This window comes from Aureimonas sp. AU20 (assembly GCF_001442755.1).
In the GTDB taxonomy this organism is placed as follows: domain Bacteria; phylum Pseudomonadota; class Alphaproteobacteria; order Rhizobiales; family Rhizobiaceae; genus Aureimonas.
In genome coordinates this window covers 386,494-398,629 of record NZ_CP006369.1, presented here as the reverse complement: position 1 = coordinate 398,629, position 12,136 = coordinate 386,494, and the positions used below count along the sequence as shown (strand labels likewise).

Sequence of the window (12,136 nt, the reverse complement as noted above, 5' to 3'; positions counted from 1 at the left end):
GTCTTCCTCCGGGCATGGGTGCGATCGAAGCCGATCTGGCAGGGGACGAAGGCGAGCGGATCGCTGGGCGCTTCGCTCGCCGGCCAAGGTGCCGCTTGGGCCTCAGAGCCGATGCGCGCGCCGCTGGTCCGCCAGCGCGAAATGCGCCATCTGGTCGGCCAGCGCCTTTGCGAAGGCAGGTCGCTCCGTTCCTCGGGCGAGATAGGCGCGGCAGGCGGGATGGTGGGCGAGCCCTTCGAACCGATCGACGAGGCGCAGAACATCGACCATCAGAATGTCGGCCACCCCGAAGCGAGGGGTCAGCCAGTCCCGCTCCGACAGGACGGTTTCCATATGCCGAAGCCGAATGTCGAGGAAGGCGTCGAGTTGCGCCCGGCCGGGCGAGGGCGTGGTGTCACCGGAAAACCGGACCAGCGCCCAGGGCAGGCTTGCCATCTCGACCGAGTTGAGAGCGGCGAACAGCCATTCGATCGTGCGGCTTCGTCCCGGCGGATCGCGCGGCATGAGCGACTCGCTGCGCTCGGCCATATGAAGAAGGATCGCCCCGCTCTCGAAGATCGAGAGCGCGCCGTCGCGCAGCCATGGCACCTGACCGAAAGGCTGCTGCGCGAAATGCTCGGGCGAGCGATCGGCAAAGGGCACGCTTTCGACTCGGTAGGGAAAGCCGGCCTCCTCCAGCGCCCAGCGGACCCTGAGATCGCGCACGAAGCCGCGCGGCTGTTCCGGCACCCAGTCGAAAGTCGTCAGGATCAGCTCGCCCATTTCAGCCGGTCTCCAGTCGGCCCGATCCATGCTGATCTTGGCAGAGAGCAGAGACAAGCGGCAAACGCGGGGAAGGAGCGGGCGAAAGGTCGATGCCGTTCACCGTGACCCGCGCCGCGATGCGAAACGTCTTGGGAGCTTGCCGCCGAAACTTGGCGATGCAGCCGCTGGGTTCAAAACCCGGCGGCGATCGGAACGGCGGCCGGGGGCTTGGTCAGATTGGCATGGATCGCCTGCAGCCCGGTGGCGACTTTCGTCAACTCGTCCTGATCGATGCCATGGGCCATGACGCGGTAGATCTCCGCCAGCGTGGGCTCGAGATCGCCGACGACCTTGACCGCGTTGGCGGTGGGTTCGACGAGCTTGAGGCGCCGGTCGCCCGGGTCCTTCTTGCGCTCCACGAGATCGAACGCTTCCAGCCGGTCGAGATAGACCGACAAGGTCATGGGCTCGATTCCCATTCGCTCGGCCAGGACGACCTGCCGGGTGCTCCGATGGCGCATGACATAATCCAGGGTCCTTATCTCACCCGGCGTCAAGCCAACGCTGTTCCCCTTCAAATGGCGTTCTGTCATTTGCCGAAGGGCCAGTGCGGTTTCGATCAACAAGAACCACAGCGTTCGTTCGCACGGCTGCGGAGAAGCGCGATGAGGCATGTCATCTCCTGAAAAGGTCGTCCGTTGGACGGGAATAGATAAATCGGAGTGATTAAAAATCACCGTAATCGTTTCCGGTCGCGCTTCAGATAATCAGCCGTCGATACCGATTTTTGGTAATCGAGCATATCCAATAGCGCAGAAGGCCGGCATTGGCAAAGTATTCCGAAAGGGTTCTGAACTCGCGCCGCCATCCATTTCGCGGGGTCGAAATGACGCATTTGCTCAAATCAAGACCTTTTTCATGGTGCATCCAACTGCGAAGTGCAGACCGCGTCGCTTTGCGCTGTTTTAGGCCGATGTAGTTGAAAACGAGCCTAAGTCCGAGCCAATCACTGCCATTGATGACCATTATCGACCCTAGACTTGTTATACCAGTTCGCAAACCCGGAGCTTTCTAGCGGGCAGAAAGACCGTTTTGTCGCTCCTGTCAAGTAACTTGAATGATTGGTAAGGACTTGAAAACTGAGAAGCGGAGCGATGCTCTGACGAGCTCTACCGCCCGCGTTGCGCGGGACAGAAGAAGACCGGAAATATCGGGAATGTTGGTATCCGTCATGGCGGATCGCGAACAGACAAAAGCCTCAGAGAAATAGGCAACGCCTTGGCGTCTCGAATCGATCAACTCTTGGATGCAGTAATGCACCTCAGATCGATCGACGGATGTCCACAGACTGTTCTTCGTCCGGTCTTACCTTGCGTTCCGAACAACGGAACGAGGGTCTGCTCAAGCCATCTGGAAAGCAGACGGCCTCGAGATGGACGCGGGGATCGGACGGCCCGCATCAAGCCGCGTGTCAAGCTCGAGTCCGCCCTCAGGCGCGCCGGATCGGCGTCGGCGGCTGCAGCTTCGCGCCTTCGGCATAGACCGCGCCGAGCAGACCGGCCGCTTTCTGGAGGCGCAGGATATAATCGGCATGGTTGCGCAGAGCGTCGTTCTTCGGCGCGACGAGGCAGAGTGTCGCCGCAATCGTCCCGTCCCGCAGCGTCACCGGAACGGCGAAACAATGTGTGTAGCTGTCTACGATGGAATCGAAGGTGAAGTAGCCTCTGGCCACCGCTTCGTGCGCTTCCGTCGCGAAGAGGGACGGGTCCAGCCATTCGCCGGAGGGCAGGCGAAAATCCTCGGGCGGCACGAAGGCACGGATTTCCGCCTCGCTCATGCGGCCGAGAAGAAGCCGCCCCGAGGCCGTCCAGGGAATGGGCGTGCGTTCGCCGACGCTGGAGGAGATGCGAAACGGGCGCGAGCCCTCGCGCATCATAGCGACCGTGTACTTGTCGCCGTCCAATAGACAGAACTGCGCGGTTTCCTGCGTTTCGGCGACGATGCCTTCCAGCAGCGCCGCGACGCGGTCCGGCAGGCCGGACTGATCGCCATAGGCTTGCCCGTAGAGAAACAGGCGGCCGCCGAGAAAGACGCGGCCTTCGCCGCCGACCGATTCCAGAATGCCGATCTTCAGAAGCAGGCCGACAAGCTCGTAGATGGTGGAGCGCGGCGCGCCCATTGCGACGGCGATCTCGTTGGCGCGAAGCGGGCGCCCCGCCTCGCGCAGACAGTCGAGAATGTCGAACGCCCGTTCGAGCCCACGGGCCCTGCGGTTCGCGGTCTCCTCCACGCGCTTGTCCATTCCCGACCTCTTCGCTTCGGAAGGGTTATTTCCGCTTGAAGGCCACGCAGTCAATCTCGACCTTGCAGTCCACCATCATGGAGGACTGGACACAGGCCCGGGCCGGCGGATGGTCCTTGAAATAGGTGGCGTAGACGCCGTTGAAGCTCCAGAAGTCGCGGGGATCGTCCAGCCATACGCCGACGCGCACCACGTCCTCCAGCCCGTAGCCGGCCTCGGTGAGAATCGCGATGACGTTCTGCATGGTGCGGTGGGTCTGCTCGACGATGCCGCCCGGCACGATCTCGCCGTTCTCCATCGCGACCTGGCCCGACACGTAGAGCCAGCCGTCGGCTTCCACGGCCCGCGCGAAGGGGAGGGGCTGTCCGCCGGCGCCCTTGCCGCCGCCGCCATAGCGAGTGAGTGTCATGAATGCGTTCCTTATGTGGGAAAGGGGCGGGCGGGGCCCGCGCCCATCGGGTCAGTCGAAGCGCGACGACTGAAGAAAGGCGGCAAGCCGCTCGGTTCGGGGCGAGGCGAACATCTCGCGCGGGTTCCCTTCCTCGCCGATGCTGCCCTGGTTCATGAAGATGACGCGGCTCGACACGTCGTGAGCGAAGCGCATCTCGTGGGTGACGAGAAGCATGGTCATGCCCTCCTCGGCAAGGCTTCGCACGACCTGAAGCACCTCGGCGACGAGTTCGGGATCGAGAGCCGAGGTCACCTCGTCGAACAGCATGAGGCGCGGGCTCATGGCGATGGCGCGGGCGATGGCGACGCGCTGCTGCTGGCCGCCCGAAAGCTTGGAGGGGTGGTGGTCCTTGCGCGCGAGGAGGCCGACGCGGTCTAGCCATTTTTCGCCGAGCGCGCGCGCCTCCTCGCGGCCGAGCTTGCGCACGAGCGTGAGGCCGAGCGTGACGTTTTCCAGGGCCGTCATGTGCGGGAAGAGGTTGAACTGCTGAAAGGCCATGCCGGTCAGCGCGCGCTGGCGGGCGATGTCCTTCTCGGCCTTGCGCCGGCGCTGGCCGTTCACGGTCTCGAAGCCGATCTCCTCGCCGTCGATGCGGATCGTGCCGCCCTCGAACTCCTCCAGCATGTTGACGCAGCGAAGCATCGTGGTCTTGCCCGAGCCCGACGAACCGATGATCGAGATCACCTCGCCGGGTTTCACGTCGCAGTCGACGCCCTTGAGCACCTCGACCGGGCCATAGCTCTTTCGCAGGCCCCGGATCTCCAGAAGATTGGCGGTCATGGCAGCTCTCAGGCAGCGCTCAGGCGACGCTCGACCAGACGGCCGAGGCGCTCGATGGCGAAGTTGACGGTGAAGTAGAGAAGCCCGGCCAGGAGATAGAAGGGCAGGCTCTGGAAGGTTCGGGAAATGACCTCCTGCGTGCGCAGGAGCAGTTCGGCAACGCCGATGACGGAAAGAAGCGTCGAGGCCTTCACCATCTCCGCGCCCGTGTTGACCAGCGGGGGAAGGGAAAGGCGAAGCGCCTGCGGCCCCAGCACGTAGCGAAAGGTCTGGCCGAAGGTGAGGCCGATGGCCTTGGCCGCTTCCGTCTGTCCTTTGGGCAGGGTCTGCAACGCGCCACGCGTGATCTCGCCGACATGCGAGGAGCAGAAGACGGTGAGCGCCAGGACGCCTGCCTGAAAGGCCGAGAGGTCCAGCCCGATCGTGCCGAGGATGTAGAAGCTCGCCAGAACCAGAACGAGCACCGGCGTGCCGCGCACGAAATCGGTATAGGCGCGCGCGACGATGCGCACGAAGCGGTTGCCATAGGTCAGCGCCAGGCCGAGCAGCGTGCCGATGACCGTGCCCCCGGCAATTGCCAGCAGCGAGATGGCGACCGTCGTGCCGAGGCCATAGAGCAGCGGCCAGCGGGCCAGCCACACGAGGTCGAGAAAGGAGGGAGGCGGGTTCATGAGCGACCTCGAACGGGCTTATCGCGAAACGGCGAGGCGCGCCTCGATGCGGCGCAGAAGGGCGGCGAGGATCGAGCAGGTCGCGACATAGAGCCCGCTCGCCACGATCCAGGTCTCGATGACGCGAAAGGTCTCGACATTGATCTTGCGCGCTTCGAAGGTGAGTTCGGGAACCGCGATCGCGGCCGCGAGCGAGGTGTCCTTGAACAGGCCGATGAAGGTGCTGCCCAGCGCCGGCAGGACGGCCCGCAGCATGACGGGCAGGATGATGCGACGGCGGATCTGCCCTTCGGTCAGACCGATGGCGAGCCCCGCTTCGCGCAGGCCCTTGGGCACGCCGAGCAGCCCGCCGCGAAAGACCTCCGCCAGATAGGCGGCGGAGTAGAGCGCCAGCGCCAGCACGAAGGAGCTCTGCTTCGACAGGCGCAGGCCGAGCTGCGGCAGGGCGAAGAAGGAAAATAGGACGAGAACCAGAAGCGGCAGGTTGCGCAACAGCGTGACATAGAGCCCGGCCAGCGCGGCGAGGGGCCGCGAGCGGGAGGTGCGCGCGAAGGCCAGAACCAGCCCCAGCGCGCAGCCGACGCCGATGGCGAAGAAGGCCAGAACCAGGCTGAGCCCGAGGCCCCAGAGCAGATGGTCGAAGTTTCGCCAGACGGCGTCGAAGTTCAGCGTGTATCCCATCGGGACCCCTCGCGGCGGGCTGGGCCTCGCCGGGACGTTCGGCCGGAATCAAATTCCGCCTTCACGCCCCGGCGTCTCGTCTAAGCGCGACTGGTGCCGCTTCCTTGAACTCGACTTACTTGAACTCGACGGGGAAACCGATCGCCGGGGGCGGCAGGTCCTTGCCGAACCACTTCTTGAAGGACGCGGCGTAGGTGTCGAACTCGACGCCCGTCATCGCCTCGTGCAGCGCGGTGTTGACGAAGTTCAGCCAGTCCTGGTCGCCCTTGGCGACGGCGCAGGCATAGGTCTGCGGGCTCCAGCCGTAGCCGCCGTCCTTGTACTGGCCCGGGTTCTGCGTGACGTACCAGGCGATGGAGGACTGGTCGGTCGCCGCCGCGTCCGCGCGGCCCGATTGCAGCGCCTGATAGAGAAGATCCTGCGCGTCGTACTGGTCCACCGTCGCCTCGGGCAGCGCCTTGTGGACGAGCTCCTCGGCATAGACGTTCTGGAGAACGGCGATGGTCACGGAGGAGCCGGCGGCCTTCAGCGCGGCGTAGTCGGCATATTGGCCGCCCTCCTTCAGCATGAGGCCGACGCCCTCGCGATAATAGGGAATGGTGAAGTTGACCTGCTGGGCGCGCTCGCCCGTCACGGTCATGAACTGGCAGGTCATGTCGACCTTGCCGGTGGTGATGTTGGGGATGCGTGCGTCGGAGGACTGGTTGACGAACTCGACCTTCTCCGCGTCCCCGAACAGGGCCTTGGCCACGGTCTTCGCCATGTCGATGTCGAAACCCTGGAGCGTGTCGCCGGCGTCCTTGAAGTGCCAGGGCGCATTGGTCGAGCCGGTGCCGACCACGAGCTTGCCGCGCGACAGCACGTCGTCGAGCTTGGCCGCCTGCGCTGGTATCGACGCCAGCGCGAGCGTCGTTGCCGCCGTCAGGCCGAGGATGAGGGACTTCGTATCCATTGCCATTCCTCCAGAGATGGGGTGTCCGATATACCGTACACAGTACCAGAATATTGGATTGCCCCATTTGTGAGCGCGCACGAAATTTTGTCAATGCACATCATGGGAGAAAATTCGCCGCGCGTTCGCTCAAGCGTTTGCAACATGACGACGCTCTGATTGGTGTCGGAGCTTCATTTGCGAAGGCCGAGCTTTCGCCCTCCACTGAAGAGCGCGCGGCTTCTCGTCTGGTGGCCGCGAAAGCTTCCCCCAACCCCCGACCATCAGTCTTGTTGAGCGCTTCGAGGCAGGCCCTCGGGCCGTGATAGGGTCGCGCGGGAACGAACCCGTAGATCCGAGATCCGGCGCTCGACCCCGGCCGAGGAGGTTTGTTGCGGTGGTTGAGGCGAGCGAATGAGCGTGACGCGGATCGTTCCCAATATCGCGACCGATCGGCTGGACGACGCTCGGCGCTTCTACGGGGACCTTATCGGACTGACGATCGGGATGGACTACGGCGGGATCGTCACCTTCGTCGGGTCCGGCGCGGTCGCGCCCCAGATCAGCTTTGCCCTGGAGGGCGGTTCCGGGACGCCGGTTCCCGAGCTTTCGGTCGAGGTGAGCGATCTCGACGAGGTTTTCCGTCGAATCGTGGAGGCCGGCCACCCTATCGAATACGGCCCGGCGACGGAGCCTTGGGGCGTCAGGCGCTTCTTCGTGGGCGATCCGTTCGGCCGGCTCGCGAACATTCTCGCGCACGAGGCGGGATAGCGGCCTGCCGAACCCGGCCTGAGCTCGCCGGCAAGGCGAACCCCGCTCCTTACACGACGCGAAGCTTCGCCAGTTTCGGCGCGGGCCGTTCGCGCATGAAGGTTTCGGCGGCCGGGCCGTCGAGCGGGCGGCCCAGGAGATAGCCTTGCGCCGTTCCGCAGCCTAGCTCGAGCAGGCTCTGGAGCTGCTCTTCCTCCTCGATGCCCTCGGCGGTCGTGTCGATGCTGAGTTCGCGGGCCATGGAAAGAACGGCACGCACGATCGCCGCCGCGCCCGCATCGTGGCTGGAGGCGGAAACGAAGCTGCGGTCGATCTTGATGCGGTCGATCTTGAACTCGCGAAGATGGGCGAGCGAGGAATAGCCCGTGCCGAAATCGTCCATCGCGATCCGCAGGCCGATCGCGCGAAGGCTGGCCAGCGTCAGGGCGATCTGGCCGCTGTTCTCCACCATCGCGGTTTCGGTGATCTCGATCTCGATCCGCGAGGCGTCCACGCGGTGCCGGGCCAGCGCCTCTCTGATCTGCAGAGGGAGCGCGACCGAGCGCAGTTGCACGGCCGAGACGTTGATGGAGATGTAGAGGTCGGCGGGCCAGAGCGCGGCCTGCTCGCATGCGGCCTCGATCACCCAGGCGCCGATCTCGCCGATCAGCCCGCATCGCTCCGCCATGGGAATGAACTCGCCGGGCGGGACGAGGCCGCGGACGGGATGGCGCCAGCGGATCAGCGCCTCGAACCCGCTGTGCCGCCGGTCGGGGAGGCTGTGAAGCGGCTGATACCAAAGCTCCAGCTGACCGAGGGCGATCGCGGCGGATAGGTCCTGCTCCAGCGCGCGCTTGCCGGCTTCCTCCTCCAGCATGCCGTCCTGGTAGAGTTCGAACCGGTTCCGGCCACCGTCCTTGGCGGTATAGAGGGCAAGATCCGCCTTCTGCTGCAGCGTGGAGGCATCGTCCGAGCCTATCGCCGTGGCAATGCCGATGCTGCAGCCGATCGCGACCACGTGCGGTCCGATCTCGAACGGGATCGCGATCGAGGTCGTGATCGTATGCGCCAGCGCGACGACCCGTTCGGGGGGCGCGGACAGAAGCACCGCCAACTCGTCTCCGCCGAGCCGGAAGGCCTGCTCGCCCTCGCGCAGATGGGTCTCCAGCCGCATCGCCACCTGCCGCAGCAACTCGTCCCCGACCGAATGGCCCAGCCGATCGTTGACGCCCTTGAAGCGATCGAGATCGATCATGAGCATCGACAACTCGCCCTCCGGGAGCAGCGCCTCGATGCATTTGGCGAACATGCGCCGGTTTCTGAGTCCGGTCAGCGCATCGTGGAACGCCATATGGGCGATCGTCTTCTGCCCGTTGCGCGTCTCGGTGACGTCCTCGTAGGTCAGGATGGCGCCGCCACGGTGGACGGGCTGGCAGACGATGCTCAGAACGGGACCGTGGTCGAAATGATGCTCGACGCGCGTGGTGGTCTTCTCCCGCATCCAGGCCCGGTGCTTGTCGATGATCCGTTCCAGGCGCGCCTCGTCCCAACCCACGCGCTGGCCGATCGTGCCGAGATAGGCCTCCAGCGTCATCCCGACCTTCAGCTCCTCCGGCTCCAGCCCGAAAAGCTGGCGGACCCGATCGTTGACCAGCGTGACCATGCCGCCGGGCGACAACATGGTCAGTCCGTTCGACATGTTGGCGAGCGCGTCCGAGGCCGCCGCCCGGGCCTTGTTGTCGATGAAGCTGCTGGCAAAGCCCGAGCCGACGATGAACAGGCCGACGCAGCCCACCGCGAAAGCGAGCGCGTTCAGGGCCTCCGGGTTGGAGAAGGAGCCGTCCACCTGCATCGGCGTGACACCGAACGCTGTCATACCGGTGAAGTGCAGCCCGATGATCGACAGGAAGAACAGACCCGACGCGCCATGCGCGCGGGCGCGCTCGCTTCCTGGCCGCAGCGCAAGGTAGAGAGCCGCCGCCGCCAGGGTGCAGGAGATCAGGATGGAGGCCATGAGATAGGACCGATCCCAGCTCACGATGCCCTGCACGCGGTAGGCGAGCATCCCGACATAATGCATGACGGCGATCGACAGGCCGACCACGGCGCCGCCGATCGCCGGCGCCGCCGGCTGTTTCGCGGTGGCGATCAGGAGGCCGAGGCCCGAGCCCGTCATGGCGACCAGCAGCGAGACGATCGTGAGGACGGGATCGAAGGCGATCGGCACGCCCGGCTCGTAGCCCAGCATGGCGACGAAATGCGTGCTCCAGATCGATGCACCGGTGACGAAGGCCGACAGGACGATCCAGGCGATCTTCTCGAGCGAACTGGTGAGCGCCGCGCGCGTGAACAATCGCACCATGGCCCAGGAGCCCGAGCCGCAGATGACGGCGGCCATCAGCACGAGCCAGAGATTATGCTGGTGGACGATACATCCGAGGACCGTCATCATCTCGAACGTTTTCCTTCTCGCTCGCGCCGGGCGCGAGTCGCTGATCTATGGTGCGGACGGCCGTTCCCTAGAAACTATCGCGCGATGAGTTATGGATCGGCTAATGCCGCCGCGTTTCCGGGGCCCAGCGGCCGCCGGGAGGGTGTTTCTGGGAAGGCTGAAAGGGTTCGGCCTTCGCGATCGGGTGCCGATCGGCCGACATGCGAGTTCCCATCGCGCATCGACCGGGTCGGTTCAGACAAGATTTCCAGGCATTGCCGGTCAGGCCGAAGCGCTGGCCTCGATCGAGCTGCGAAGTTCCAGCTGCTGATCGAGGAAGGCCTCGACATCCCCCTCGCGCATCGGCCTTGAATAGAAGTAGCCCTGAATCAGCGAGCAGCCGAGGCCCTGCAGGATGTCGAGTTGCTCGCGCGTTTCGACGCCCTCCACGACACAGCTGAGCGAGAGGTCTCGCGAGAGGGCGGTCACCGAGCTGACGATCTTGCGGCTGGCCGGGTTGGTTTCCAGATCGCGCACGAAGCTCGCATCCACCTTGATCTTGTCGAGCGGCAGCTTCTGGATCTGGCTGAGACTGGAATAGCCCGTGCCGAAATCGTCCAGCGAGATGCGCGCGCCGGTGGCCTTGAGCAGGTGCAGATTGGCCAGCGCCTGATCGAGATTCATCATGATGGCGGTTTCCGTCACCTCGAACTCGACGCGGTTCGGCGCCACGCCGCTGTGCATCAGGATGCCGATGAGGTTCAGGACCTTTTCCGGTGCCACAATGTCGTGGCCCGAAAGGTTGAAGGAGATGCCGACCTCGCCCGGCCATTGCTGGATGGCCAGAAGCGCCTTGCGCAGGAGAATGGGCGTCAAAGTGGAGATGAAGCCGGACTGTTCGGCGGCCACGATGAACTGGGCAGGCGAGACCAGGCCTAGAACCGGGCTCTGCCATCGCGCCAGGCACTCCAAGAGCATGGTCTTGTTCTGGTGCGAATCGACGATGGGCTGGAAGGTGAGGTAGAGTTCTTCCTCGAGATCCGCCGCGCGCAGCGTGCGCTCGATCAGCGCCGTCTGGCGCACGCTGCGCTCGTGCTCCTCGTTGAACACGACCGGCCTCGACCGGCCGGTGCGCTTGGCATGGAACAGCGCGTAGTCGGCGCGGTCGTAAAGCTCCTCGGCGCTTTCCGCACTCTTGGGATAGGTGGCGAAGCCGATCGAACATCCCAGCAGCATGTTGAAGTCGCCGATCCGGATCGGCGTCTGCACGCTCGAGATCAGGTCTTCGCCGATTTCCAGAAGGCGCTCCGGACTCTCCTCGCCGGCGATGATGAAGGCGAATTCGTCGCCGCCCAGCCGGTAGACGTCGCCGAACTCGCCCAGCGTATCGCGGATGCGCGCGGCCATGGCATGGAGGAGCCGGTCGCCGACGACATGGCCGTTGCTGTCGTTGACCGCCTTGAACCCGTCGAGGTCGAGAACGCCGAAGGCGACCGCGCGTCCGGTATCGGCCGCTGCTTGCAGAGCCTTCTCCAGATCATGAAAGCACCGGCGGCGGTTGCCGATATCCGTGAGGGAGTCGGTGTTGGCGAGGCGAAAGTTCGTCTCGCTCAGGAGTTGGACCTCCTCCGCCTTGGTCTCGAGCGTCAACCGGGACACGACGAGGCTGGTGAAGTCGAAATAGTATCCGTAGGCGATAAGCGCGAAGCTCCCGAACCCCATCACCAACACGGTCACGACGCCGATCGTGCCGACCAGCGACTCGATGCCCGATCCCAGGTAGATGAGGCCGGCGAGGCAGATCGCGCCCGAGACGAGCGACGCCAGCCGAAGCTGGAGGAGCCCGAACTGGAGAAACACCATCTGCCCGGCCACGCACAGCATGAGGACGATCAGCGTATCGGCATTGCCCCATTGCGCCAGCCAGATTTCCCAGGCGACGATGAGGCCCATCCAGACGACCACCTCGATGCCGAGCACCCGGATCGCCCGTACGCACTCGTCCACCGGCGGGATCGTATCGCGATTGCGATACCATCTCACGGAACAGATCAAGGCTTTGGGAATCAGGATCGCCGGGAACAGGAATGTCGCCCACCAGGGCGCCATGGCCATGTGAACGAAGGAGACCGCTATCATGTCTCCGACCAGCGCCAGATAAAGCGCCGGCCAGACCTTCGCCAAGGCATGATAACGTGCCTGCTCGATCGATCTCGCCTTGGAGAAATCGCGGTTCAAGAGGCCCCCTGCAGATCGCGTCTCGTTCGATACGATGTTTGTTAGCGCGTTTAGCCCTGCCGTCGCGTGAATCGAATAAATAAACTACTTCGAGAAGTCTATTTGGCGCATCATGATTAATACATAATAAATCAGCGGTTCTCCCTTTGTGTTTGCC

11 protein-coding genes are annotated in these 12,136 nt (G+C 64.3%); 1 reads left to right on the top strand and 10 read right to left on the bottom strand.

Going from position 1 to position 12,136, the window contains the following annotated elements:
• Positions 1-102: 102 nt before the first annotated feature.
• The 8 genes from M673_RS20915 to M673_RS20880 form a co-directional block, all read right to left on the bottom strand.
• Positions 103-762: a glutathione S-transferase family protein gene (locus tag M673_RS20915; RefSeq protein ID WP_061978647.1), complete on the bottom strand. Its 660-nt coding sequence runs from the start codon at positions 760-762 to the stop codon at positions 103-105.
• 173 nt (positions 763-935) lie between these two features.
• Positions 936-1,337, bottom strand: a complete 402-nt coding sequence (locus M673_RS20910) for a MarR family winged helix-turn-helix transcriptional regulator (RefSeq protein ID WP_148640216.1) — start codon at positions 1,335-1,337, stop codon at positions 936-938.
• A gap of 896 nt (positions 1,338-2,233) precedes the next feature.
• Positions 2,234-3,046 (bottom strand): IclR family transcriptional regulator, encoded by an 813-nt coding sequence (locus tag M673_RS20905; RefSeq protein ID WP_061978645.1) that lies wholly within the window; start codon positions 3,044-3,046, stop codon positions 2,234-2,236.
• Positions 3,047-3,071: 25 nt separating this feature from the next.
• Positions 3,072-3,455, bottom strand: a complete 384-nt coding sequence (locus M673_RS20900; protein WP_061978644.1) for a RidA family protein — start codon at positions 3,453-3,455, stop codon at positions 3,072-3,074.
• A 51-nt stretch (positions 3,456-3,506) separates the two neighbouring features.
• Positions 3,507-4,277, bottom strand: a complete 771-nt coding sequence (locus M673_RS20895; protein ID WP_061978643.1) for an amino acid ABC transporter ATP-binding protein — start codon at positions 4,275-4,277, stop codon at positions 3,507-3,509.
• A gap of 8 nt (positions 4,278-4,285) precedes the next feature.
• Positions 4,286-4,948 carry an amino acid ABC transporter permease gene (locus tag M673_RS20890; RefSeq protein WP_061978642.1) on the bottom strand — a complete coding sequence of 221 codons (663 nt, stop codon included), beginning with the start codon at positions 4,946-4,948 and terminating at the stop codon, positions 4,286-4,288.
• An 18-nt stretch (positions 4,949-4,966) separates the two neighbouring features.
• Positions 4,967-5,629: an amino acid ABC transporter permease gene (locus M673_RS20885; protein WP_061978641.1), complete on the bottom strand. Its 663-nt coding sequence runs from the start codon at positions 5,627-5,629 to the stop codon at positions 4,967-4,969.
• A 115-nt stretch (positions 5,630-5,744) separates the two neighbouring features.
• Entirely contained in the window at positions 5,745-6,581 is an 837-nt protein-coding gene (locus M673_RS20880; protein WP_061978640.1) for a transporter substrate-binding domain-containing protein, read from the bottom strand.
• A 393-nt stretch (positions 6,582-6,974) separates the two neighbouring features.
• Between M673_RS20880 and M673_RS20875 the strand changes: the two genes are divergently transcribed.
• The gene (locus M673_RS20875) at positions 6,975-7,331 is read left to right on the top strand and encodes a VOC family protein (protein WP_061978639.1); all 357 of its coding nucleotides are present in this window, start codon (positions 6,975-6,977) and stop codon (positions 7,329-7,331) included.
• Between the two features lie 49 nt (positions 7,332-7,380).
• Here the strand turns inward: M673_RS20875 and M673_RS20870 are convergent, their stop codons facing one another.
• Together M673_RS20870 and M673_RS20865 are read right to left on the bottom strand one after the other, a co-directional pair.
• Positions 7,381-9,762, bottom strand: a complete 2,382-nt coding sequence (locus M673_RS20870; protein WP_061978638.1) for a bifunctional diguanylate cyclase/phosphodiesterase — start codon at positions 9,760-9,762, stop codon at positions 7,381-7,383.
• A gap of 261 nt (positions 9,763-10,023) precedes the next feature.
• Positions 10,024-11,979 carry a putative bifunctional diguanylate cyclase/phosphodiesterase gene (locus M673_RS20865; RefSeq protein ID WP_061978637.1) on the bottom strand — a complete coding sequence of 652 codons (1,956 nt, stop codon included), beginning with the start codon at positions 11,977-11,979 and terminating at the stop codon, positions 10,024-10,026.
• Between the last annotated feature and the right edge of the window lie 157 nt (positions 11,980-12,136).